We start from the raw sequence: 25754 nt of genomic DNA, 5'->3' as shown, positions 1-25754 counted from the left end.
ACTTAACCAAAAAAGTACTACAAAAAATGCTTACTTTTGTAGCACTCTTTAACAAATAGATAATGAAAACTTCTTTAGTACCAGACTACTGGCACCTCACAGCTAAAGCTAGCAAAAAAGGCTGAGTTTGGCTCTTTCGAGGAAGCTTCAAAAGTAAGATAGACCGTTGCAACCTCTTCCTTTAAATTATCTATCACGACTGCTTGACCTTCGATTACTGGACGGATAGTAACATCTGATTTATCTGTATATCCTTCCACCGTTCTTTCTCCATTGAATTGTTTTGAATACTTCACAGGGTGCTCCATAATAAATTTACCTGTAGCTTTATCCACATAAACAGTTGGTAGTTTTACATTATAACCACCATACGCTTCTATAGATTTAAGATGTGACAGCTCTGATAATCTACTAAAATCTTGAATATTAGCATAACCAAAGTACAATGTTTCGAGATTCCTTAATTCCCCAAATGGAGAAATATCCAAGACCTTCTCTTCAGAACCTTGGATCAACGATGAATAGGCATAATAATTTTTTAGACTTTTCATTCCAGCAATAGCGCGAAAGTCGATGATACCGTTCCCACTTACCTGCATCGAAGTTGCATTGACCGCATATTGAGCCCCTTCAATAGAACCGTTCCAAGCTCCGCTTAGTGATGTTAGCTCAGCCATTTGCTGAATCGTTGGTAATTGATTTTCTACAGGTGTTTCAAGTTGTTCGATTATGCTGTTTCGTAAACCTTCATCAGATAAATAAACAACATCCTCGCGAGCAAAGCCCTTTTGACCAGCACCACCGATTCCCACTAGCAACATTAAAATCCCAAGTCCCACACTCAGCTTTTTCAAAATTAAAACCTCCCTCTTTAATATAATTAAAGTATACAGCAAAAAAGATAACGTTTACAACTCGTCCTTTATTTTTATGTACGGTTTGTCGATTATAAAAAGCTATTTAACCAATAAAAATACAAAAAAACAGAGGCAACTGCCATCAACAAATGACATTTACCTCTGTTTTCTTTTTTAGATAAAGAGTGGCTAAAATAAACCTCTACGAGTGATCCTTCAGCTGCCTCAAGCTTAACTAAATGACTGAAACAGCTCTTATGAAGATAAATCAATGAACAATGTCTACCTGAGCCTCGACCACTAAACACTTGGCTTCAGCCTATTTAGCTGACCCTTTAAGCAAATTTAGCAGCAAATTGACTAAATTGAGCGCCGACACTTGCTAAGAAATCTTTAGTGCCTTCATTATTTGGTTCAAGATTTTCATCAAATAGTTTATCTGATTGACCAATATATACTTCTGGTTGTTGCATTGTTGGCATATCCAAGAATACTAATGATTGACGTAACACATGGTTAGCCAAAACTCCTGAAATACCTGAGATAGATTGAGAAGCAACTAATGCTGGTTTACCACCCCAAACACTTTGTCCCCAAGGTCTAGAAGCAACATCTAACGCATTTTTTAACGCCGCTGTGATACTTCTGTTGTGTTCTGGTGTTACAAAAATAAATGCATCCTGAGCCGCAACTTCGTTTCTAAACGTTGTATACGCTTCTGGTGAATTTTCATCATAATCTTGATTGTATAATGGTAAATCCTTGATGTTTAAAAATGTCACTTCTGCATCTGCTGGAAGTCCTTTTACGATAGCTTTTGCTACTGCTTCTGAGTATGAATTCTTTCTAGTAGAGCCTACGATTACACCATATTTTGTCATAATTTTATTCCTCCAAACACTTACTAAAAGTAAGTTTATTTTATATACTGAGTATACGCCTTGATTCAAGATATTTCAAGCCTAAATTGACAAATAACACAAACTATTTTTTACTTTTATCATAAAACGATATTTAGCAATATACTCAAAACATAACATTTGTTATAAAATAACAATACGAACAAGGAAAACATCAGATAAAGAACGATAGCATAAAAAATACATCTATAAAAAACCGTTCTTCCATCACTAGTATGGTGTCTTAAAGTTATTCATAAATTGCTGGAAATCTGTCTTTGACTCACTCGCTAATCGATTATATTCAACAAGATCTATCGCTCCTTGTGAACAATAGAGGCAAACCAAACAAACATTTGAATAGTTTTGCTTCAATTCTAACTATTGTTCACAAGTACAAAAAGTATTTTTATCCCTTTTTTCTTATTTATATCCTATTTCCATATAATCACTAGTTTAAAGAAGCGAAATATTCTATAATATAATTAAAAAAAAGGACGATTAATAAAATGAAAAAAATAATTTTTTTAGCACTCACATGTCTTGTTTTTCTTATCGCGCCCTCTTCGGTAAACGCTATCAACATTGAGGAATCAGACACGTTAGAAAGTAGTCAGCAAGAAAATCCGCAAGAGACTAACTTTACAGATACTGAAGAAAAACATGTTAATCTTGATTTTTCCATGCTTGTAGGAACAGAGTGGACTTCTTCACTTAACGAAGAAGATATAATCGCTGGAATGAAAGCAAGTCTCTTTGATAACGCACTGGAAAAGAGTTCAAAGGGAATTACTTACACCCTGACAACCATTGACGGCACAATACTTAAAGCAAGTGATGGAGAAGAGATACTCTTTCCAAAACAATCCCTAAAAAACATCACCTTCTCACTATCGGAAGAGTACTCAAATGATTATTCAATCAATTATCGGGTATACTCGGATGACAATGTGTGGTCTGAATGGACTAAAGATGGGCTAACCGCTGAAAAATCAAAAAACGCTACTTATATAAAAAAGATAGAAGTATCACTAGAAGAAAAAACAGCGACTTATTCCCAAACAACACCTACAACAACAGAGACAGAGGTGCCTTCTGAGCCAGCCAAAGCTCCTTCTATTAGCTATGAAAGCCATGTTAAAGATATTGGCTGGCAATCGCCTGTCAAAGATGGTGAGCTGTCAGGAACGACTGGCAAAAAATTGAGAATGGAAGCATTGAAGATTCGATTAGAACATACTGAACTAACAGGAGGGATCTCTTACAGAGCACATGTAAAAGATATTGGGTGGCAAAGTTATGTCAGTGACGGTGCTTTAGCTGGAACAACTGGAAAAAAACTACAGATCGAAGCCATTCAGATTAAACTAACTGGTGAATTATCAGATCAATATGATGTATACTATCAAGTCCATTCAGCGCAGTTTGGTTGGCTAGATTGGGCAAAAAACGATAAAATTGCTGGTACAACAGGCTTCTCATTGGATATGCAGGCACTGCGCATCAAACTAGTTGGTAAAAACGAACCTGCTCCTGGAGCCACAACTACTCCAATGATAACCGCTCCAAAACTAAACTATCAAACACATATCCAAACTATTGGCTGGCAGAATCCTGTAACAAGCGGAACAATTTCTGGAACAACTGGAAAAAAACTACAGATTGAAGGTCTAAAAATCAATCTTACACATCCAGATCTCACTGGGGGAATCTCTTATAGAAGTCATATTAAAGATATTGGCTGGCAACAATATGTCAGCGACGGACTTCTCTCCGGGACAACTGGCAAAAAATTACAGGTAGAAGCACTTCAGATTAAGTTGACAGGTCAGCTTGCAGAAAAATTTGATGTGTATTATCAAGTTCACTCGGCAAATTTTGGTTGGCTTGACTGGGCTAAAAATGATCAACTTGCCGGGACAACTGGTTTTACTTTCAGCATTCAGGCTGTCCGAATCAAACTAGTCGTCAAAGGAAGTACTGCTCCTGGAACTACTAAAAAACCGGCAATAAAAGCACCTAAGCTAAGTACCCAAGCGCATATTAGCAATATTGGCTGGCAAGCAGCAGATACTAGCGGTAAGATCATTGGTACAACAGGAAAACGTCTGCCAATTGAAGGACTTAAGTTTAATGTCCCTAACTCTGACTTAAACGGGTCTATCCAATATAATTCTCATATCAAAAATATTGGCTGGCAAGGGTTCGTTGCCAATGGTGCACTTTCTGGAACAACTGGAAGAAGTCTTCAGATTGAAGCGATTCAAATACGACTTACAGGAGAGCTACAGAAATATTACGATATTTATTATCGTACACATGTGCAATCATTTGGTTGGCTAGGGTGGACTAAAAATGGTGAAAAAGCAGGAACTTCAGCTTTTGGTTATCGTATGGAAGCTATTGAAGTTAGACTTGTCCAAAAAGGAAAGTACGCACCAAGTCTTTCGAAAAGTTATCAGCAAAATGATTACTCTGAAAAATTAAAGAAAGTTCAGGATTTACTAAATAGAAAATATAATAGCCGTGATTTGGGAATTTATGTCATGCCCACAAATGGTCTTGGTTCTGCCTCTATAAATCCTAATACTGAATTTGTTGCGGCAAGCACTGGGAAACTTCCTGGAATCTACTATACTCAGAAAAAAATAAATTCTGGGGCAATGAAATTGAATCAGCCGTTACTTTATACCCCTCAAGTAAATAACTTTCGAGGCGCTTATTCACCTGAAGGTGCTGGAATTATGCCAAAATATGCAAATTATCAGTTTTATTCAGTTCAGACCGCTTTAAAAAATACAATACAATATTCTGATAATGTCGGAGCAAACTTTTTAGGATATTACTCGGCGAATCAATACGATAGAACCTTTTTAAATGAGATAAATTCTATTACAGGAAGAAACTGGAGTAGCTGGACATTGCGGGCAAGTGCTAAGCAAAATGCCTTACTCATTCAAGCAATCTATAAACTTGGTGGAGTTGCTAATCAATATTTACAGAACACAGTCTACGATGACCAACGAATTCCTAAATATCTTCCAGTTAAGGTTGGACATAAAATTGGTGATGTGGATTCTTATCGTCATGATGTTGCAATTGTTTATGCTAAAAAACCATACATCCTTAGTATAATGACTAAAAATTATGTTTCGTATGAAACGATCTCAGTTATTTCAAGAGATATTTATGCTATTATGAAATAATCTAGTTTATATGTGGGATAGCTGAAACCATTACGAACTAAATTATTTAACGTACTATTTTCATGATGTTAAAAGAAATACTTGTTGAACCTATTAAAAGGATTTCAACAAGTATTTCTTTTTTAGTATTGCCTAATTTAACTCTTTTTCCAAAACAAATGTATTCAAGAATAGAAACATTCACAAGTTCATCGTTCACTTTAACTATGCCACTATTCTAAAATCATACTCTTCCCACTTTTCGCTCAACAATCTGATAATAAACTTTCGATGTTTGCCAATACATCAGCAAATAAATAAAGAAGAAACTAATAACTGTTACACAACAAACGACCATGAAAAACTGCCAGTCTGTCAATCCAAATAAAACCAACAACTTCTGAATAAGTGGAAAAGCAAAAGCTAAATGCAGTGCTGCTAAGCTGATTGGGAAAAAGAAAACCATAAGAATCTGACTGCGAATCGTTTTTTGTACCTCTTGATGACTCATACCTACACGCTGCATAATGTCATATCGTGCTTGATCTTCTGTTCCTTCTGAAACCTGTTTATAGTAAATGATGATCCCAGCTGCAAGGGTAAATGTCAGTCCAAAGATAATGCCCATGAATAGAAAACCGCCGATAAAAGAAATTGAATCTTCTCGATCTAAATCTATTGAAGAAAAACTTAGGTCAGGAGAACGTTGAATTAAATACTCTCGTGCTGCATAACCAAAGGCTAAACGGTTTTCTGTTGTTCCTTTTAGATTTGCATAAAGAGAATACACCCTACCTTTCCCACTTTTTTCCGGTAAGGAATCCATGAGTATCTTTATTTGTTGCTCATCTTTGAAAATCATAAAGAACGTATCGATCAGACCATAATCGCTTTGTTGTAGAAAATCGATTTTGTCGATTTGCTTTTTGATCGTATAAGAATGATCGGCCATTTTAATCATTGATTTTTTGTACGTGCCTGTCAGCATGTATAACGCAATTTCACTATCTGACAACGTCAGCTGTTCACCAGTCAAGCGATTGTATTCTTCAGCGGTGATAAAATTAAACATCCCAGAATTGTCAAATGTAGTATCATCAGCACCTATATATTCACCATCCGCTTTTCTTGATAACAGTACATTATTACTTATTTGCATTAGCTTATTGTCAAGAAACTCAATATCGTTGTCTTTTGCTAAATGATTTAGCTCAGTGTTTATGTCTTCCATCTGCTCCTTGGTAAACTGATCTCCTTGTGCACCTACAGTCACATCAAATGGATTACGATTTTGCATAACATTTTCCATCCCAAAATAAAGACTAGCTGTCGTTGAAATAGTGACTAAAACCATTGTGCACAGAATACAAATACTCGCTAAACCTGCCGCATTTTGCTTCATTCGATAAATCATACTTGAAACAGAGATAAAGTGATTCGGTTGATAATAATAGTGCTTGTTCTTTTTTAACAGCTTCAATATTGCGATACTGCTGGCGGTAAATAACTCATACGTCCCGATGATCACCAATACAACAGCAATGAAAAAAAGAGAAAGAGCACTAAGCGGGGATTTGATCGTAATGGAGATATAATATCCAATGCCGATACAAGCAATTCCAGTAATCGCTGTCAGCCATTTCGTTTTCGGTTCCTTTTCACCATGTTGAGAGCCTCTTAGCAACTCGATCGGATTCGCTAAACGTAACTGTACGATATTCCATAGAAATAGCAAGCCGTATACTAATAAAAATAAGAGCGTAACAAAAATAATGCTTTCTATAGAAAAACTGTAAATAAATTGATCACCTAGCTGTGTTAATTTTTTCAAAGATAAAAAGCATAATTTAGCAAAAATAGAGCCGATGATCGTCCCGCAAACGATCGTGATTGCATAAGATAACAAGGTTTCCCAAAGCAGCATACGAGTCAGCTCTTTTTTACCCATTCCTAAAATATTATACAGTCCTAATTCTTTTTTCCGCTGTTTCAACAAAAAACTATTCGTGTATACAGAAAAAATAATTGTAAAAATCAAAATCACATACTGTCCAAAGCCAAAAAGTTGCTTCGCTGATGCAGCCGAAGGTAAGGTATCCATGCCTTTATTTTTCAATAAAATCTGTAAAATCACATTTATTACGACTAGAAAAATCATGGATAAGAGAAATGGCAGATAGACTTTTCGATTTTTTTTCAGATTGGTTGTGGCTAATTTAAAATAAAACATCGTTATGCCTCCTTTGTCAGCAAGGCTGTCGTAGTCTCTGAAATCAATGTCAAAAACTGCTCATTCGTTTGATTGCCTCGATGAAGTTGATTGAATACTTGTCCATCTTTAATAAACAAAACACGATTCGCATGACTAGCCGCAACTGCGCTGTGAGTAACCATCAATAGCGTCTGTCCATCATTATTCAACTGCTGAAACATATCTAATAACTGAGCAGAAGTCTTTGAATCCAACGCCCCCGTTGGTTCATCTGCTAAAATGATATCTGGTTTCGTAATAATTGCCCTAGCAGCAGCCACACGCTGCTTTTGTCCGCCAGATAATTCATAGGGATACTTGTCCAACAAATCGATAAGTCCCAGTTTAGATGCTAGTGGTGCCATGCGCTGTTCCATTTTGGCAACCGAAGCCTTTGCTAATACTAATGGCAAAAAGATATTGTCTCTTGCTGTAAACGTGTCCAGCAAATTGAAATCTTGAAATACAAAACCTAAATGATCGCGACGAAAAGCAGCAGAATCTTTTTCTTTGATACTGGAAAGGTTATTGCCCTTTAACAGTATTTCTCCAGTGGTAGGCTGATCTAGCGTCGCTAAAAGGTTCAATAACGTACTTTTCCCAGAACCTGATTCTCCCATAATTGCTACATATTCTCCTTCTTCCACAGAGAAGTTGATCTGCTTCAATGCTTCAACTTGATTACCACTAAATCGAGTCTGATAGATTTTCTTTACATTTTTGACTTCTAATAATTTCATTGTGCGTTCCTCCTGTTTATTTCCTTACCATTATCATAATTTAGGAGCGATCAAGATACTACTTACAGATAAAAAAACAAACTTACAATGCTGTAAGTTTGACTTCTTTATTCGGTTTGAAAGTGTTCCTGTGGAAAGTGAATAAAAAGTTTCGTACCAACTGCAACCTCAGATTCTACCGATAGAACCAGACCTATTTTTTGAGCAATTTTATCACTCATATATAGACCTAAGCCAGTAGCCTTTTGATGTTCACGTCCATTAAATCCTGTATAGCCTTGCTCAAAAATACGCGGCAAGTCTTCTGGAAGAATCCCAATGCCGGAATCTTTGACCACTAATGAATCTCCTTCATAATAGATCGTGATCTTTCCTTGATCCGGAGTATATTTAATCGCATTGAATAGGATCTGTTCAAGAATAAACGTTAGCCACTTTTCATCACTGACTATCCCTTCTCTGACTGGTTCAATAGACACGGTTAGATTTTTTTGAATGAAAAATGCCGCATACTTTTTGACCGTCAGCCGAATCAACTGATTCAAATCAACAGTCTTTAATACTAAATCATTATTGACATGATTCATTCTTAAATACTGCAGCATCATATGCAAATATTCTTCAATTTTAAACAACTCCGCTTTCATCGCAGGTGCTGGATCTGCCTGTGCCTGTACTAAAAGATCTAAAGCAGCAAGCGGCGTTTTGATTTGATGACTCCATAAGCTGTAATAATCGATCAATTGATTATTGCGCTCGTCATTCGTCAATTCGAGTTGTTCTTTTTGTTTTACGGCTGCTAAAAATAGCTCAGAATAATCTTTTTCCAACAACGAATAGGTCTTTTTAGGAAGCAGACCGAATTGACTACTGTGAAAGTTAGTTATTTTTTTGATTCGCTCCAATTCGTTATGGATCCGGCGATAACGTAAAAAGTAGTAGACCGACACAATAAATAGAAAAAGAAACGTAAATGCGACTGCGTCAATAAAAGGTTCCAATGGGAGCTCCCACAAATAAAATGTAAAGAAAAAAAGAAAGCAAAGCAGCATATATGAACCATACACTAAAAAGCGTTCTCGTATAAAAAAGAGGACTAGTTTTATTTCAGCATAATATTTATTCATCGGCTGTCTCCAGAAGATAGCCTTTATTTTTCACTGTTTGAATACTATCATCTAAAGTAATCACTGAAAGTTTTTTTCGCAGCCGAGTCATATTGACTGCTAATGTATTGCTGTCAACGAATTCATCGCCTTCCCACAACTTTTCCATGATTTCTTCTCGAGATACGATTTTACCCGCTTTTTGAAATAGCAACAATAATATTTTACTTTCATTCGGAGTTAGCAGAACTGTCTCATTGCCAAATTTCACTATATTTTCTTGAGGATTCAACTCATACGATTGATAGGTATATTTAAGCGGACTATTGCCAAATTGGTAACTACGACGCAGCAACGCTTGAATTTTAGCAACCAATACAGATAAATCAAACGGCTTGGCCATAAAATCATCTGCTCCTAAATTCATCGCCATGACCATATTCATATTATCACTAGCAGAAGATAAAAAAATAATCGGCAGTTCTGAATAGTTACGAATTTCTTGGCACCAATAAAAGCCATTGTAAAAGGGAAGAGAAATATCTAGTAAAACTAGATCGGCTTCAAATGCTTGAATCTCCTGACTTACATGTTGAAAATTCGCTACTTTACTGCAGATAAAGCCCCATTTTGTCAAATGTTGCTCAATGACTTCCGTTATTACTGGATCGTCTTCAACAATGAATATTCTTTGATTCATAGATAGTTAACCTCCACAATCTATACAGCTATTTCTTGTTCTTATTTTATCATTAATTTCCATCTAAGAATCGCTCTCTTTAAAAAAAATAAATTTTACTCGCTTTTGAGAATAGATCTAAATCGAAAATCAGTCTAAAATGGAGGGGTTATACCTAAAAAATAGAATAGACAGCGAGAAGAAGCTGCTCTTAATGAGCTAAATGCTTTTTTCTCGTCTGTCTATTTTGTATTTAATTGACTATTTTATTTTTACTAAACGGCTTTTTAATATGCTTCAACTATCGATTTGTTAGCACTTAATAAATATCCGTTATTCGTAATCAATCTCGGAATTCCTGTAGAACTTTGTGTCATGCCAATAATTATAAATGACGTCCCTACATCATAGGTTTTGTTATCCATACAACCATTTTTAAAATCAACATCTTCTCGTGCATAGACACCATCTGCCACCTTCAATCTTACTCGTCCCGGATTCGTTGGATAGTAATTATTGAACAACATACCTGAATACACTTTGACAACAGCTTTGTTGGAAGAAAGTAGATGTCCCGATGAAGTAATCAATCGTGGATGACCACTGCTACTTTGTGTCATACCAACAATATAAAAAGGCGTTCCTACGTTATACGTTTTATTGTTGATCAAACCATTTTTAAAATCGACATCATCTCGTGAATATAAGCCATCTGTTGTCTTCAATTCAACCTTAACTGGATTAGTCGCAAAATAATTGGTAAACATAGCACCAGAATACACTTTGACAACAGCTTTGTTGGAAGAAAGTAGATGTCCCGATGAAGTAATCAATCGTGGATGACCACTACTACTTTGTGTCATACCAACGATATAAAAAGGTGTTCCTACGTTATACGTCTTATTATTGACTAAACCATTTTTAAAATCGACATCATTTCGTGAATATAAGCCATCTGTTGTCTTCAATTCAACCTTAACCGGATTAGTCGCAAAATAATTAGTAAACATCGAACCAGAATACACTTTGACAACAGCTTTGTTGGAAGAAAGCAAATGTCCTGACGAGGTAATCAGTCGTGGATAGCCCGTACTATTGTATGTCAATCCTGTAATGTAAAATGGTGTTCCTTTCTTATATTTTACGTTTCCAACCAATCCATTTTTGAAATCTCTATCAGTTGCTGCATATAAACCATCTTCTGTTTGTAGCTCTACTTGTACAGGATTTACATTGAAATAATTAGGAAATGCAAGATCGCATTGTTCAACCAAAGATTTATTTGCTGTTAACAAGTGCCCTGAACCCGTTACTAATCTTGGAATACCAGCTGACGATTTTTTGATTCCTTGAATAAAGAATTTCGTTCCTGCAGCAAAGGTTCCCAATACAGCACCGTTTTTAAAATCGACATCATTCGCTCCATACAAACCATCAGCTTTCTTCAACATGACGCTGCCAGGATTAACCTCATAATAATTTGAATTACCAGTGGTTGGTAAATCTTTAAAATGAATATATCCATCCACATTATTACTATTGATCCATCGATTATTATAACGCCCTGAACCAGCTGGATTGTTATATTCTTCGATCAATACCTGACCATTTTTTACTTCTGCCACCCAAGCAACATGGAAACCCGCATTCCACCATGCCACTGAACCAACACTAGGGTTCTTATCGACTTTATAGCCCATGCTTTGCGCATTTTGCCCCCATACATTAGCGTTCCAATTACTTGGCGGTCTTGAGATATTAAATTTATTTACTACACTTAATCGATTTGCCACAAAAGATGTACATTGTCGTGTATACATCCCCCATGAATCCACTGCTCCATTAATGGGCAGATTTTTCCATTTACTTGGATAGTCGTCACCAATCAATACCATATTAAAAACCTCTTTTCTTTTTTTCCTAATACATCAAAGTGAGATCTCATTTCTCTATCAGGTACCAATAGTATAAAATAAAAACCTAAATAAAAACTTTTTAATTCCTTTCGTTTTTCTCCTTTATTAAGTTAACATCCATTTCTTAAAAATCAGTCGGAGGTCGGGTGTCATTGTCTGACGACTCTGTCATACTTAGGATAACAAATAACTTTTCGGAGGTTCAAATGAAAATAAATATGGTTGCGTTAGTTGGGTTGCTGTTCTTAGATTTGATTTTAGTGGGAATTGGTATTGCGTTGATTGCGCTCGTTTTTTCTTTGTGGGTGGTGGTTGTTTCTTTTATTGCCTCACCATTTTTAGTAGTGGTTGCCCACTTTTTAGATTTTCAAGAATTCACGATTTGGCGAATTGTTTTAGGTTCCGTTTTTGCTGCGCTTAGTTTTACAGTCATACTTCCTTTTGCGAAAACTGCTACGAGCAAAGTAAAACAGTTGTTTATCAATTATTTTGTATTTCATCAGCAAAGTTTATATAAATAATCACCTGCTTTTACAAATAAAAATATGGCTTAGAAACAACTATACAGTTGTTTCTAAGCCATATTTTTTATATTGTTCTATCCATTATCTTTCATTGCTGCTTTTAAAGCTTGGGCTAATGCACTTTCTTCTGGCTCTTCTTTTTGAGCGTATTTTTTCATCAATTTGCGTTCTTCATGTTTTGACAGCTTCTTGCTTCGTTCTTTTTTATCTTGCATTTTTTCAGTGATCGAGCAATATTTACATTTGAAATAAGCGCCATTTTTGCCATCGATGATTTCCATTTTCCGATGACATTGAGAACAACGATGATTTGATAGCTTCGGATCTTTTCTTCTACGATAGCTACACTCTTGGTTTGTGCATACGTAGATCTTTCCATCTTTGGTATTTTTCTCGCGTAAATTTGACCCGCAGTCTGGACATTTTTTCTGTGTAATTGAAAAGTCTTGATATTTGCTTTCACTTTGCTTGATTTCACTAACTAATTTTTTAGTATCCTGTTCGATTTCCTTTAAGAAAACCGTACTGCTTTGTTTTCCTTTAGCAATCGCTTCAAGTGTTTTTTCCCATTTTTCTGTTAGCTCAGGTGTAACGAGAGAAGGATTGACCAATTCAAGCAGTTGTTTTCCTTTTGAAGAGACCATTAACCCGCTGTTGGTTCGTTCCATCAATTCTGATTTGATCAGCTTTTCAATAATTTCGGCACGAGTCGCTGGCGTTCCTAAACTGTGTTTTTCCATTAACCCTAATAAGGTGCCTTCAGTCAATGGTTTAGGCGGTGTAGTTAATTCTTTATTGATCGTAAAGTTCGGTGCAATGACCATCCCTACTTTCCAATCAACAGAGGGAACACTCTCCTCTTTTTCCTGTTTCCAGCCGGCAACTTCGACCTTACTTTGACGGAAAATAAATTGCTCTTTACCAAAACTGACCGTTACTTTGGTTTGTTTTGTACGATGAGGCTCAGCAAACATTCCTAAAAAACGTGTGACGATCATATTATAGATCTTTTGTTCATCACCACTCAATTTTTCGTAACGCGCACGTTGTTCTGTTGGGATCAACGCATGGTGATCAGTGACCTTTTCATTTTGAAAGACTTTAGTCAATTTCACTTGGGCACCGTTTTTGATATAGGTTTTTACTTCTGGGGCGAAGTCACTGACTGCCTGTAATCGTTCTTTCATTGTTGCTTTCATATCTGTTGTTAAATATTTACTATCTGTTCTTGGATAGGTCACGATTTTATGAAATTCATATAAGCTTTGAACTAAGGATAGAGTTTTCTTAGCTGAAAATTGGTAGCGCTGATTCGCTTCTCTTTGAATTTCAGTTAAGTCATAAGGCAACGGTGCTTGTTCGGTTTTGCTTTTTTCCTGAATATCCGTTACTTTGCCTTTCCCTTCGCTTAGTTTTTTTACAAAAGCTTCTACATCATTTCTTTCTTTAAAGCTATACGGGTTACTTTGAACGAGTTTCGCCTTTTCTTTTTGAACATGTAAATCTACAGAAAAATACGTTTGCGGTCTAAAGCTTTCGATTTTCTTTTCTTGTTGGCGAACCAATGACAAGGTCGGCGTTTGAACACGGCCAGCTGAAAGACTATCTTGATATTTAACAGTTAATGCTCTGGTCACATTTAGACCAACTAGCCAATCAGCTTTAGCTCGCGCAAGAGCTGAATCATATAAATTGTCGTATTCTTTCGCTGGTCTTAATTTTTTAAAGCCATCTTTGATCGCTTTATCTGTTTGAGAGGAAATCCATAATCGTTTGACAGGCTTATTAAAATGCACATACTCCAAAATCCAGCGAGCAACCAATTCCCCTTCACGACCTGCATCTGTTGCGATTACTGCCTCTGAAACATCTTTACGATTCGCCAATTGTTTGATAGCTTTTAATTGATGTCCTGTTTTAGGTAGCGGCTTAATGCCTAAATTTTTGGGAAGCATCGGCAAGGTTTCCATTTGCCACGATTGCCACTCTTTATTAATATCCTCCGGCATTTTTAATCCTAATAGATGTCCTAAGGCCCATGTTACGATGACTGTTGGCCCTTCATAATAACTTTTATTTTTTTGATTTGCTCCTAGCACCTTGCTTAAGTCTTTGGCAACACTAGGTTTTTCAGCAATAATCAGTTGTTTGTTTGCCATTTTCGTCACTCACTTCTCTATGATTTTATATGTAGTTTGATCCATTTCAAAAATTCAATGCCTTTATTTTAACACATTCTACAGCTCCATTGCGGTCTACTAAAATCTTTTTATTGAAATGTAACGTTTAAAAGGATATACTTACTATTAGTAAGTATATAAACTAAAGGAGAACTTATGATCACAATTGAATTTTTTCACGATGTTATTTGCAGTTTTTGCTTTCCAATGTCTTATCGCATGAGACAAGTCCAAAAAGAAATGAGCGATATCAACATTGTTCATTGTTCGTTTGCTCTAGCTTGGGAACCAGAACACCTTGCTCAAATGTTTGGTTCCAGAGAACAAGCGAAAAAGGAGATCCTGTCTCACTGGACACAGGCAAACCAAAATGATGATTTACACCGTTTCAATATTTCAGGCATGGAACAGGCAGATTTTCCCTTCCCCACTTCTAAAAACGGTTTGATTGCCGCTAAAGCAGCAAGGATCATTGCTGGAGAAGAAGGCTATTGGCAGATTTTTGATGCATTACAGGAAGCACTTTTTGTTCACAATCAAAATATTGAGGATCTTAATGTCATTTCTTCTATTGTTCAAAAAAGTACACTTGATTTTGAACAATGGCAACAAGCCTTTCACGATCCTAAAACGCTCGCTCTTGTCGAATCCGATTTTCAATTAGCTGATAAATACCAATTATCAGGGGTGCCAGCCTTGATCGTCAATGGAAAGTATTTGATCAATGGCGCTCAGCCTCTGGAGCAAATCATTCAAGCACTTAAAACTATTCAGGAAAAGGAAGCGCCAATCATCGAAGTTATTGATACAAACCAGCCCTCTGATGCTTCATGTACTATGGAAAATGGCAAATGGATATGTAAAGATTAATAAAAAGTTGAGCTGAAAACGTTGCACCTTGAAAAATAAGTCATCAGACAAAATTCTCTCCCAGCTGAGAGTTGAGACTAAAATCAACACTATATTTTAATATATAGATAGAAGCTATGTTCAATCAAAACAGGAAGAATCACTGGCTTCCTTATAACTCAATTTTTCAAGTTACATTTCGCATAAAGCGATTGTTGGAAATGATCCTATGCATTTTGAAGCTATCACTTTTGATTGCCGTATGTTTTCAGTGATTTACTTTTTCAAAAAAAAAAGAAAATATAGAGCATAAGATACACGTTTGATATCTTATGCTCTATATTTTTAAGCGAAGCTGGATTTACAACATTTCGGTTTTCCACAATCATTGTTGCGCTCATGAAAATCATCTCCACTTTCAAAAGTCACTGACTGATTGTCCTTTAATAAGGCTAACCCTTTGTATTGCTGCAAATCTTCATCGCACTCTTCACACCAGCGTTCGTCTCCATCATTCCAAAAAGCAGCTAAATAGTTTACTTTAGTATTTATGTATTCATAGGTGGACGAGAGTTCCTGCCATTTTTTTATGTAGTAACGTTCAGCTTCTTCTAGGCAATCAAACGTTTTATCTTCTTCGACATCTTCTTGCCAGTCTTCAAAAAACCACCACGGCTCATTATCGCCATACATGGTAATCACTTGATACATCCATGAATCACTCCAATTCTTTCTACAAGTGCTATTCTAGTTACTTAAACAAAAACTTTCAACTTAAGTGCTTGTGAAATACTTTTGTTTAAACCTTCATTATTTTTATTTTACCATAAGTACCGACTGCTAAAAGAATAAATTTTTACTTTTGTATCTGATTGCGAATAGAAAAGGCTTTTGCTAAAATATGAATAGTATAGAAAGGACATTTTTAGTATGAAAAAACCTGTATTTTGGAATTCCATCGGTATTTATTTACTTCTTTATAATAACATCCTGCTCATTGTTTCTTTGATCATGGCTTTAAAAGCTGTCGTTGAAGGGAATGGGACCTTCGGCGGAGATGTTTGGTATCAAATGTTAATTTTTCTTGTGTATATCATTGTCATTGCCGGACTGCTGACAGGTGGAAAAAAGGGCTATATTTTATCCTGTCTGTTTATTCCCTTTATTATTCTTCAATATTTTTACCCACCGATCATGGTGAGTCTATTGCCTAAAATGGTGATGCTGGCTTTTCGCGTAATAGAACTCGTATCATTTATCTATTTGATTTTGTCCCCAGATTCTCAAGCATATATTCGCACAGTTGATCAAAAAAACGAGTAGAATATCTACTCGTTTTTTTCTATACATATTGCAGTACTTTTTCTTCTTGGTATGCTTGGTCGATCAATCCACCGCCAAGACATTCCATTCCATCATAAAAAACTACGGCTTGTCCAGGAGTAATTGCTCGGACTGGTTCAGCAAAAATAACTTTTGCTGTCGTACCGTCGCCAGTTAAAACAACTTTAACGGGTACGTCTTGTTGACGATAACGGAACTTCGCTGTACATTCAAATTCTTTCGGCATGTCAGTATCCACTGTAAAATGAATCTCACTTGCATCTAAATGAGTTGCATACAAACGTTCATGATGGAAGCCTTGTCCAACATACAACGTATTGGTTTCTAAATCCTTACCGATAACAAACCACGGTTCTTGCGAGCCTTTGCCACCACCGATACCTAGACCTTGACGTTGACCGATCGTATAATACATCAAACCGTCATGTTGTCCTTTGATTTCTCCATCTAAGGTAACCATATTCCCCTTTTTAGCGGGTAGATAGTTGCTTAGAAATTGTTTAAAATTCTTTTCTCCAATGAAACAAACACCGGTAGAATCTTTTTTCTTCGCAGTTGCCAAATTGGCTCTTTCAGCAATTGCACGTACTTCTGACTTTTCCATGCCGCCTAAAGGAAACATGGTTTTCGCTAATTGAGCTTGTGAAAGTTGGCTCAAAAAATACGTTTGATCTTTATTGTTATCAACACCGCGCAACATACGCACCGTGCCATCTTCTTTTCGTTCTATTTGAGCATAATGTCCTGTTGCCACATAATCTGCCCCTAATTGCATCGCATAATCCAAAAAGGCTTTGAATTTGATTTCCTTGTTGCACATTACATCTGGGTTCGGCGTGCGTCCGCGGCGATATTCCGCTAAAAAGTATTCAAATACTCGATCCCAATATTCTTTTTCAAAGTTGACTGAATAATAAGGAATACCAATTTGGTCTGCTACTTTTGCGACATCTTTATAGTCTTCTGTAGCTGTACATACACCATTTTCGTCAGTATCATCCCAGTTTTTCATGAAGATACCCACGACATCATAGCCTTGCTCTTTTAAAAGCAGTGCTGTAACAGATGAATCCACACCGCCACTCATGCCTACAACAACACGAGTTTTGCTGTTATCTGTCATTTGATCACCATCATTTCAATTTAGATTCTGAAATCATCCACGATTTGAAGGTCGTAACTTTTCAGTGATACTTATTATACTAGGATTTTAGAAGATGTAAAGGTATTGAGTGAGAACTCCTTGTTTTCTTAGGAAACTTTTCTTCATTCTAACAAAAAATAAGACACAATCATAAAAGATTGTGTCTTATTTTTTTGTTAGAAACTATGCTTTTTCCAGCACACCACGGCTGATCATACCGTCCATCAAGAAATAGAATTTTTCTTGACTCATTGCATGAGCATCACTTTTAAAAATATTCATCGCTTTTAAGCCATTCGCTGTTGTTACGGACATTTTTAGTGTCTTTAAATCATTAGCGATCGTGATTTTTAGTTTGAAGCCGTCTTTACTTTGTGGTGTTGCGTTCAGTGGACGAATCAACTGAAAGTTGCCAGAGTTTGTTTCGACAAAACCGTTATCTTTTAATGTATATTTCTTTGCTTGTTCATTTACTTTGTAATAGACTTCAGAGCCTTCTACTGTTGCTTTATTTTCAAATGCCATTTTTCCACCTCATTCATTCGTTGTCACTTCTATTATAATTGTTACAATAATTTTTTTCTACCATTAATCAGTTTTTCTTTTGTTACTGCCGGATTTTCTGAATCGTTTGGATCAAAATTTGGGTAAAACGCTCGATTTGTTCATCGGTATTGTTTAAACCAAAGCTAACCCTTACAGATTCTTTGATTGCGGGATGATTTTTTCCATACATAGCTTCAAGAACATGAGAAGGTTCGACTGTTCCTGCTGTACACGCTGATCCTGTTGAAATTGCTACACCTTGCAAATCCAGATGCATCAATAATAAGTCACTCGAAACGTTAGGAAAATACAGATTTACGATATGCGCCAACTTATTTTCAGGATTCCCGTTGATCTGATACTCGATGCCCGCTTGATCCAACTTTTCTAAAATCAAGGCTTGATAACGAGTATACGCATGATGACGCTGCTCTTTTTCAGTATCTGTTAAACACTCTACGGCTTTGCCTAAACCAACAATACCAGCAACGTTTTCTGTTCCAGCTCTGCGTTTTTCCTCTTGCTCTCCGCCATGTAAAAAAGCAGGAAGTGAGATTTCATCACTTTTATAAAGAAAACCGACGCCTTTCGGTCCATTGATTTTATGAGCTGAAATACTAAGTAGATCGATGCCAAGTTCATGTGGATAGATGCGCTCAGAACCATACGCTTGAACAGCATCTGTGTGAAAAACTGCTGAATGATTCTTCAATAATGAGCCAATTTCTTTGATCGGCATAAGATTCCCTATCTCATTATTGCCATACATAATCGAAACTAGAATCGTATCAGGACGTAATGTCTGTTCGAGATCTGAAACAGTCAGTTCGCCTTTTTCATTCACTGGAAGATAGGTAACATCAAACCCGATCGATTCTAAATACTTCATTGTTTCTAAAACAGCAGGGTGCTCGATTGCTGTCGTGATCAGGTGCATTCCCTGATTTTTTTTGGACAAGGCTGTTTCAATAATGGCAGTGTTGTCGCCTTCAGTGCCACCGCTATTAAAAATGATTTCATGTGGTCTGACTTGAAGACTTTGAGCAATCACTTGGCGAACATTTTCAATTTTACGATGCGCTTGTCGTCCAAACGTATGGATACTAGAGGGATTTCCAAATGTGTGTGCCATTTCGTCTGCCATCACTTCAATGACGTTTGGATGCATCGGTGTAGTTGCTGCATGATCTAAATATATCGGTGTCATTGCACTCGTCCTTTCTGAACCACGTTTAATGAGGTTATTTTAACATAAGTGAATCTGTTCCTCAAAGCTGTTAATCATTTGGTAAATTGTTTTTCTTTTCGATAGGTATAGATATTGCCATAGGTAAAGACTGCGATCGCTAACCAAATAAAACCAAACGCGATAAATTGTTCCGCTGAATAAGGTTCGTGGTATAAAAAAAGTGCCGACAGCAGCATTAAGGTCGGTCCTACATACTGAATAAAGCCTAAAATAATGTAAGAAATCCGTTTGGCAGCCTCTGCAAAAAGTAATAAAGGAATGGCTGTAACTATCCCGGCACCGACTAATAACATATTGGTGGATAGCTCATAGTTCATGAAACCTTGTTTTGAAAAAAATAGTACATAAATCAACGCAAGCGGCAAAATAACAAATGTTTCAATGGTCAAACCTGTATATGAGCTGACAGATACACCCTTTTTGATCAATCCGTAAAAGCTAAACGTTACTGCCATAATCAAAGGAGCAAGAGGCAATTCCCCTGTTTGAATCGTCAATAACAAGACCCCTGTGAATGCCAACGCGCAGGCGATCATGCCAGAACGGCTTAATTTTTCTTTTAAAATCAACGTCGCCAGTAAAACATTGACCAACGGATTCATATAATAACCTAAACTTGCTTGGGTCACATGACCTTGACTAACCGTATAGATGAACGTAAACCAATTCAATGAAATCAAAATAGCCGCACAAATAATCGCAAGTAGTTTCTTCTTCTCTTTCAGTACACTTTTCACTTCTGCTAAAAACAACGTCCATTTTTTTGTGAGGAAAATATAAAGCAACATAAATACAAACGACCAAATGATTCGATAGCACAAAATATCAAGTGGATCGACCATCGGCATCAGCTTCCAATATATTGGAATAATCCCCCAAAATATATATGCAATGAACCCTAACAAAACTCCCTTTCTTTGCTCTTTCAATAAAACAACTCCCCTTCGTATTCAATAAAAAGAAGTTCAGTGTAAACGCACTGCTGAACTTCTTTCTTTCGTAAAACAATTAATAACTATTTTTCTTCTAAACGAAACAGCGGGCTCATCGGTGTATTCTCATGAATCCGTTTCACTGCTTCTCCCATCAATTCTGCACAAGAAACAATATTCAGCGCTTTAGGCTGACGTTCTTCAGAGATGAACACTGAATCTGTTACACAAATTTGTTCGATCGGCGAATCATCAAGTGTTTGTTTGGCTCCTTTTGAAAGTAAGCCATGAGAAGCACAAGCATAAATGCATTTAGCTCCATTTTTCTTCAAGATTTTGGCAGCGGTAGTCAGCGTTTCTCCTGTATTTAAGATATCATCGACTAAAATACAGGTTTTTCCTTTGACTTCACCAATCACATAACCGGAACGCACACCATCGACTTCGTCTTGATCAATGATCGCCAAGGTGGCATCAAGATACTCAGACAAGCTTCTAGCCCGTTGAACACCACTATTCTTTGGCGAAACCACCACAACATCTTCACCGGTTGTTCCTTGTTTGCGATAATTATGAGCGAATAAAGGCATCGTAAATAAATTATCTACAGGAATATCAAAGAATCCCTGTACCTGAACAGTATGTAAATCAAGCGTCAATACTCGGGTGGCGCCTGCTTCTTCTAATAAATTAGCGACTAGCTTGGCGGTGATTGGTTCTCTTGGTTTTGCTGTGCGGTCTTGTCGTGCATAGCCATAATAAGGTAAGACAACATTAATCGTTTTCGCACTGGCCCGTTTTAACGCATCGATCATGATCAATAACTCCATCAGATGATCATTTACAGGCAAATTAGTTGATTGAATAAGAAAGACATGGTCCCCACGAATACTCTCTTCGATATTGATTTGAATCTCTCCATCACTAAATTGCCGAACCGTACTCTTTCCTAATTCAGTCCCGACAACCTCAGCTATTTTTTCCGCTAAAGGACGATTGGCATTCAAACTAAAGATACGTAATGTTTTATCTTGGTATTTTTGGGTCATGATTTCCTCCGTGTTCCTGGTATTTTTGCTCTAATATGATTAAAAGCTTCAATAGTTATTTTACCATTGATTGAAAAAAAAATCATTGATCTTTTTCTTTCACCTACGAATTCCTGTTTTTTCGAGAGTGATCTATGCTTACAAAATTGTTCGTTAAATCACATAACATCACATTGCACATGACTGTCACTCATCAGTAAAATAAGAATATATTGGAGGTGATTCGCGTATGCACCATAAAAAACATCACAAAAAAATGAATCCGTGGATACCTGTACTCGTTATTTTACTGTTGATTATTGTTGTAGGTCTAGAAATATATTTGCTCTTTTTTCAACAGCCAACGACTTCTATCACCACACAGGAGACAAGTGAGTCGACGATTCAAACCACGCAGTCTTCGGAAACTCTTACGGACAGTGCTAAAAATGCTGAAAACTTCAATCAAACCGTCGAGCCGCACTCTACACTTGCTAAGGAATTACAGCAGAAGCTGATCGATAAAAAATTTACAGGCACAGCCCTAGTGGTTCATCAAGGAAACATTGTTCTACAAAAAGGATTTGGGCATGCCAATGTTGCTGAAAGTAGACCAAATACAGAGCAATCTACCTTCCAAATCGGTTCAATCCAAAAAGCACTGACTGCTGTTTTAGTTTTGCAGCAAGTCCAAAAGAACCAGCTTGCTTTAGATCAAACCTTAAATAACTTTTATCCTTCTGTCCCAGGCAGTGAAAAAATAACGATTCGGCAATTGCTTTCTATGCGTTCTGGTTTGTATCAAAAGGACTATCCAACTGAAATGATGTCCGATGATGACTTTCTTCATTTTTCGATCACTCATGCGCAAATGGGCAACTATGGAAAATATAAATACGATGGCGTCAATTATCGAATACTAGCAGGGGTTTTAGAGCGAGTAACAAATCAAACGTATCGTGAATTGTTCAATCAAACTTTTGTTCAGAATGCTAAATTGATGCACACAACTTTTTATGACGACTTTTTGACCTCTTTCAATCGAACATATGCCTATGAAAATGTTTCTGGTAAAGACTTCGGGGATGAAATCATGGATAATCATTTAACCTTCGATCAAGAAGTTGGTACTGGGAACGTCGCTATGACGGTGGGTGACCTTTACCTATTTTATGCACACCTATTTGAAGGAGACTTTATAAGTAAGCAGCTCATGAGCGAACTATGGACTCCCGATACAGAGACCAAGTATATGGGCGGACTATACAACTTTCCCAGCTACATCAAAGGACACGGATCTGAAGCTGGTTTTGAATCCAATGCACTATTCTCAAAAGATCAACAAGATGCGGTGATTCTCTTGTCAAACCAACATCCTAAGGACAAAACTAATTCGGACCTAGCGAATGCACTGTTTAATTTACCGGGACCTTATCAAGCATAACTTGTCCAACAGACAACACAAAAGTCTCGTCTTTACTTCTGCTGCTGATCTACAATAAACAAATCTGGAGCGTAACTCATAACGTTGCGTTCCATATTTTTAGGTTCACCTAAAAAAACTTGCTTTCGTTTTAGCTTTGTCTTATACTTATTTTAAGGCAAACCTAAAAAGGAGGTTTTTTTATGTCTATAACTAATAATAACATTACAGTCCAAAATTTGACTGTTAGCTATCAAGGACAAAAAGCATTATTGGACATTTCGTTACAGCTAGCTGCTGGAAAGATCACTGGGATTATCGGGCCTAATGGTGCTGGTAAATCCACTTTTCTAAAAGGCCTATTAGGGTTAATCAAAGCTGATTCTCGAACGGTTCTTTTAGGAGAGGCGCCCATCGATACTCAAAAGAAACGCATCGCCTATGTTGAACAGCGCAGTGCTTTAGATCTTTCTTTTCCTATCAACGTATTGGAAGTTGTTCTTTTAGGAACGTATCCCAAATTAGGCGTGTTTCATCGCCCCAAAAAACAGGAAAAAGAAAAAGCATTATCTGCACTTAAAACTGTTCAGCTGGAAGCTTTCGCTAAAAGACAGATTGGTGAATTATCAGGAGGACAGCTGCAGCGTGTCTTCATTGCGCGTGTTTTAGCTCAAGAGGCAGATATCATTGTTTTAGATGAACCTTTTGTCGGGATCGACATGACCAGTGAAAAAGTCATTATGGATATTCTTAAACAGCTGAAAAACGCTGGTAAAACGATTGTGATCGTCCATCATGATCTTCATAAAGTAGCTCATTACTTTGACGATGTGGTTATTTTAAAGAAAGAGCTGATTGCTTTTGGTCCAGTAGCGACAACCTTTACCAATAAAAATATTCAGCTTGCCTACGGAGAAACTATGGGCGACATTATCATTAAAGGAGTGGCGGATGCATGATTACAAATTTTATTGACGGACTGGTTCGGTACCAATTTTTACAAAACGCGTTGATCACTTCGGTCATTGTCGGTTTAGTTTCAGGAGTGATCGGTTCATTTATTGTTTTAAGAGGGATGTCTTTAATGGGTGATGCCATTTCCCATGCGGTTCTTCCCGGAGTAGCCGCTTCTTATATGTTTGGTGTGAATTACATCTTTGGCGCTTCTATTTTCGGAATCCTTGCTGCTTTGTTAATTGGATTTATCACACAAAAAAGTCAGTTAAAAAATGATACTGCTATCGGTGTTGTGTTCAGTTCGTTTTTTGCACTTGGGATCATTATGATTTCTTTTGCTAAAAGCTCTACCGATCTTTATCATATCCTTTTTGGAAATGTATTGGCTGTGCGAGATTCAGATATCTTGATTACAGTGATCGTAGGTATCGTTGTACTTATTTTTGTTGGATTGTTTTATAAAGAATTGCAAATTACCTCTTTTGATCCAACAATGGCACAGGCTTATGGCTTAAATGTGCAGTTTTTCCATTATGCTTTGATGTTTTTATTAACCCTTGTTGCTGTGTCTTCATTGCAAACAGTCGGCACGATTTTAGTTATTGCGATGTTAATTACACCAGCAGCCACTGCGTATCTTTTGACCACTCATTTACCAACAATGATCAGTTTGGCCTCATTATTCGGTATCTTAAGTTCAATTATTGGGCTATTTTTCAGCTACTCTTATAATTTAGCCTCTGGAGCTACGATCGTATTAACTGCTGCAGCATTTTTCATTCTTGCCTTTTTATTCTCACCGAAAAAAGGACTACTATTTGCCAATAAATCAAAGGAAGAGGTGTCTGTATGAAAAAACTACTTTTAACTATCGTTGCTTGTGCAAGTCTATTTTCACTTGCAGCTTGTCAAACAAATACTGGGGATAAAGCAGAATCAAACAAGCTAAACATCGTTGCAACAAATTCGATTCTTGCTGACATGACAAAAAATGTTGGTAAAGATCTAGTCAATATTCATAGCATCGTCCCTGTTGGAACAGATCCTCATGAATACGAGCCTTTACCAGAAGATATCGCTAAAGCGTCTGAAGCGGACATCTTATTCTTTAATGGACTAAACTTGGAAACTGGCGGCAATGGCTGGTTCAACAAATTAATGGAAACAGCAAAGAAAAAAGAAAATGAAGACTATTTTTCTGTCAGCACCAATGTTCAACCCATGTATTTAACCAGTGCTGGCCAGGAGAACGAGCAAGACCCCCACGCTTGGTTGGATATTCAAAATGGAATTTTATATGTGGAAAAAATTAGAGATACATTGATTGACAAGGATCCTGAAAATAAAGTAACGTACGAGCAAAATGCTGAAGCTTATATTAAAAAGTTAACAGCACTAGATCAAGAAGGAAAAGAAAAATTTGCTGATATTCCTGAAAGTAAGAAGTTGTTAGTAACTAGTGAAGGAGCATTCAAATATTTTTCAAAAGCGTACGGATTGACCGCTGGTTATATTTGGGAGATCAACACGGAAAGTCAAGGAACACCTGATCAAATGAAACAGATTATCGATAAGATCCATCAAACGAAAGTTCCCGCTCTTTTTGTTGAAACAAGTGTAGATAAGCGTAGTATGGAACGTGTTTCCAAAGAAACTGACCTGCCGATCTACAGCACGATTTTTACTGATTCTCTTGCTAAACAAGGAGAAGAAGGCGACAGTTATTATTCAATGATGAAATGGAATTTAGAAAAGATTCATGAAGGTCTGACACAGTAAAAGGGTGAGCCAAATGTCACTTAGGTTCGAGCAATACAAAAATCGAACAATACGATTTTTGTATTGCTCGATTTTTTGTGAAATTGGCGAAGAAGCTAACTTTTAGCCTCCGTTTATTATGTTTTAGAGTCCGAAACAACACTGATTTTTCGTTTTGTTTCGGACT

22 protein-coding genes are annotated in these 25754 nt (G+C 36.8%); 8 read left to right on the top strand and 14 right to left on the bottom strand.

The features are described from left to right. Positions 1 to 74: 74 nt before the first annotated feature. Positions 75 to 854, bottom strand: coding sequence for a leucine-rich repeat domain-containing protein (locus tag BCR25_RS01010; protein WP_069661739.1), 780 nt, complete (start codon positions 852 to 854; stop codon positions 75 to 77). A gap of 338 nt (positions 855 to 1192) precedes the next feature. Continuing rightward, positions 1193 to 1738, bottom strand: coding sequence for an NADPH-dependent FMN reductase (locus BCR25_RS01005; RefSeq protein WP_069661738.1), 546 nt, complete (start codon positions 1736 to 1738; stop codon positions 1193 to 1195). A gap of 527 nt (positions 1739 to 2265) precedes the next feature. Here BCR25_RS01005 and BCR25_RS01000 point away from each other — a divergent pair. After that, positions 2266 to 4962, top strand: a complete 2697-nt coding sequence (locus BCR25_RS01000) for a serine hydrolase (RefSeq protein WP_069661737.1) — start codon at positions 2266 to 2268, stop codon at positions 4960 to 4962. A 223-nt stretch (positions 4963 to 5185) separates the two neighbouring features. Here the strand turns inward: BCR25_RS01000 and BCR25_RS00995 are convergent, their stop codons facing one another. The 5 genes from BCR25_RS00995 to BCR25_RS00975 all read right to left on the bottom strand — a co-directional run bounded on the left by BCR25_RS00995 (position 5186) and on the right by BCR25_RS00975 (position 11612). Continuing rightward, positions 5186 to 7171 (bottom strand): FtsX-like permease family protein, encoded by a 1986-nt coding sequence (locus BCR25_RS00995; RefSeq protein WP_069661736.1) that lies wholly within the window; start codon positions 7169 to 7171, stop codon positions 5186 to 5188. Between the two features lie 2 nt (positions 7172 to 7173). Then, a complete protein-coding gene (locus tag BCR25_RS00990; protein ID WP_069661735.1) occupies positions 7174 to 7932 on the bottom strand; it encodes an ABC transporter ATP-binding protein in 759 nt (252 codons plus the stop codon). A gap of 107 nt (positions 7933 to 8039) precedes the next feature. Continuing rightward, positions 8040 to 9059, bottom strand: coding sequence for a sensor histidine kinase (locus tag BCR25_RS00985; protein ID WP_069661734.1), 1020 nt, complete (start codon positions 9057 to 9059; stop codon positions 8040 to 8042). After that, positions 9052 to 9738 carry a response regulator transcription factor gene (locus BCR25_RS00980; RefSeq protein WP_069661733.1) on the bottom strand — a complete coding sequence of 229 codons (687 nt, stop codon included), beginning with the start codon at positions 9736 to 9738 and terminating at the stop codon, positions 9052 to 9054. The genes BCR25_RS00985 and BCR25_RS00980 overlap by 8 nt, the downstream gene beginning before the upstream one ends. A gap of 266 nt (positions 9739 to 10004) precedes the next feature. Beyond that, positions 10005 to 11612, bottom strand: a complete 1608-nt coding sequence (locus tag BCR25_RS00975; protein WP_069661732.1) for a DUF5776 domain-containing protein — start codon at positions 11610 to 11612, stop codon at positions 10005 to 10007. 227 nt (positions 11613 to 11839) lie between these two features. Here BCR25_RS00975 and BCR25_RS00970 point away from each other — a divergent pair, with 227 nt between their 5' ends. Then, positions 11840 to 12154 (top strand): DUF1700 domain-containing protein, encoded by a 315-nt coding sequence (locus BCR25_RS00970; RefSeq protein WP_069661731.1) that lies wholly within the window; start codon positions 11840 to 11842, stop codon positions 12152 to 12154. A gap of 77 nt (positions 12155 to 12231) precedes the next feature. Here BCR25_RS00970 and BCR25_RS00965 read toward each other — a convergent pair whose 3' ends face one another. Continuing rightward, the gene (locus BCR25_RS00965; protein ID WP_069661730.1) at positions 12232 to 14316 is read right to left on the bottom strand and encodes a DNA topoisomerase III; all 2085 of its coding nucleotides are present in this window, start codon (positions 14314 to 14316) and stop codon (positions 12232 to 12234) included. A 177-nt stretch (positions 14317 to 14493) separates the two neighbouring features. Between BCR25_RS00965 and BCR25_RS00960 the strand changes: the two genes are divergently transcribed. Continuing rightward, a complete protein-coding gene (locus BCR25_RS00960) occupies positions 14494 to 15207 on the top strand; it encodes a DsbA family oxidoreductase (protein WP_139124496.1) in 714 nt (237 codons plus the stop codon). Positions 15208 to 15531: 324 nt separating this feature from the next. Here BCR25_RS00960 and BCR25_RS00955 read toward each other — a convergent pair whose 3' ends face one another. Then, positions 15532 to 15897: a DUF1033 family protein gene (locus BCR25_RS00955; RefSeq protein WP_069661729.1), complete on the bottom strand. Its 366-nt coding sequence runs from the start codon at positions 15895 to 15897 to the stop codon at positions 15532 to 15534. Between the two features lie 219 nt (positions 15898 to 16116). Between BCR25_RS00955 and BCR25_RS00950 the strand changes: the two genes are divergently transcribed. Then, a complete protein-coding gene (locus BCR25_RS00950) occupies positions 16117 to 16509 on the top strand; it encodes a hypothetical protein (RefSeq protein WP_069661728.1) in 393 nt (130 codons plus the stop codon). A gap of 19 nt (positions 16510 to 16528) precedes the next feature. Here the strand turns inward: BCR25_RS00950 and mnmA are convergent, their stop codons facing one another. The 5 genes from mnmA to BCR25_RS00925 form a co-directional block, all read right to left on the bottom strand. Beyond that, positions 16529 to 17653: a tRNA 2-thiouridine(34) synthase MnmA gene (gene mnmA, locus BCR25_RS00945; RefSeq protein ID WP_069661727.1), complete on the bottom strand. Its 1125-nt coding sequence runs from the start codon at positions 17651 to 17653 to the stop codon at positions 16529 to 16531. A gap of 204 nt (positions 17654 to 17857) precedes the next feature. Next, positions 17858 to 18199, bottom strand: a complete 342-nt coding sequence (locus tag BCR25_RS00940) for a DUF1831 domain-containing protein (RefSeq protein ID WP_069661726.1) — start codon at positions 18197 to 18199, stop codon at positions 17858 to 17860. A gap of 82 nt (positions 18200 to 18281) precedes the next feature. Continuing rightward, positions 18282 to 19427: a cysteine desulfurase family protein gene (locus BCR25_RS00935; protein ID WP_069661725.1), complete on the bottom strand. Its 1146-nt coding sequence runs from the start codon at positions 19425 to 19427 to the stop codon at positions 18282 to 18284. A 74-nt stretch (positions 19428 to 19501) separates the two neighbouring features. Next, positions 19502 to 20398 (bottom strand): EamA family transporter RarD, encoded by an 897-nt coding sequence (rarD, locus tag BCR25_RS00930; protein ID WP_069661724.1) that lies wholly within the window; start codon positions 20396 to 20398, stop codon positions 19502 to 19504. Positions 20399 to 20484: 86 nt separating this feature from the next. Then, positions 20485 to 21450 (bottom strand): ribose-phosphate diphosphokinase, encoded by a 966-nt coding sequence (locus BCR25_RS00925; protein WP_069661723.1) that lies wholly within the window; start codon positions 21448 to 21450, stop codon positions 20485 to 20487. 229 nt (positions 21451 to 21679) lie between these two features. On the opposite strand from BCR25_RS00925, the gene BCR25_RS00920 reads away from it, so the two are divergent. The 4 genes from BCR25_RS00920 to efaA all read left to right on the top strand — a co-directional run bounded on the left by BCR25_RS00920 (position 21680) and on the right by efaA (position 25588). Further along, on the top strand, positions 21680 to 22873 hold the full coding sequence (locus BCR25_RS00920; protein ID WP_069661722.1) for a serine hydrolase domain-containing protein: 1194 nt from the start codon (positions 21680 to 21682) through the stop codon (positions 22871 to 22873). A 182-nt stretch (positions 22874 to 23055) separates the two neighbouring features. Continuing rightward, a complete protein-coding gene (locus tag BCR25_RS00915) occupies positions 23056 to 23811 on the top strand; it encodes a metal ABC transporter ATP-binding protein (protein ID WP_069661721.1) in 756 nt (251 codons plus the stop codon). Further along, positions 23808 to 24662, top strand: a complete 855-nt coding sequence (locus BCR25_RS00910) for a metal ABC transporter permease (protein ID WP_069661720.1) — start codon at positions 23808 to 23810, stop codon at positions 24660 to 24662. Before BCR25_RS00915 ends, BCR25_RS00910 begins: the two co-directional genes overlap by 4 nt. Continuing rightward, entirely contained in the window at positions 24659 to 25588 is a 930-nt protein-coding gene (efaA, locus tag BCR25_RS00905; RefSeq protein ID WP_069661719.1) for an Mn/Fe ABC transporter substrate-binding lipoprotein EfaA, read from the top strand. The genes BCR25_RS00910 and efaA overlap by 4 nt, the downstream gene beginning before the upstream one ends. Positions 25589 to 25754 lie beyond the last annotated feature (166 nt).

The sequence above is a fragment of the Enterococcus termitis genome (assembly GCF_001730305.1).
Lineage (GTDB): Bacteria > Bacillota > Bacilli > Lactobacillales > Enterococcaceae > Enterococcus_L > Enterococcus_L termitis.
Note: the sequence above shows the minus strand (reverse complement) of the source record. Positions and strands in the feature narration are given on the sequence as shown.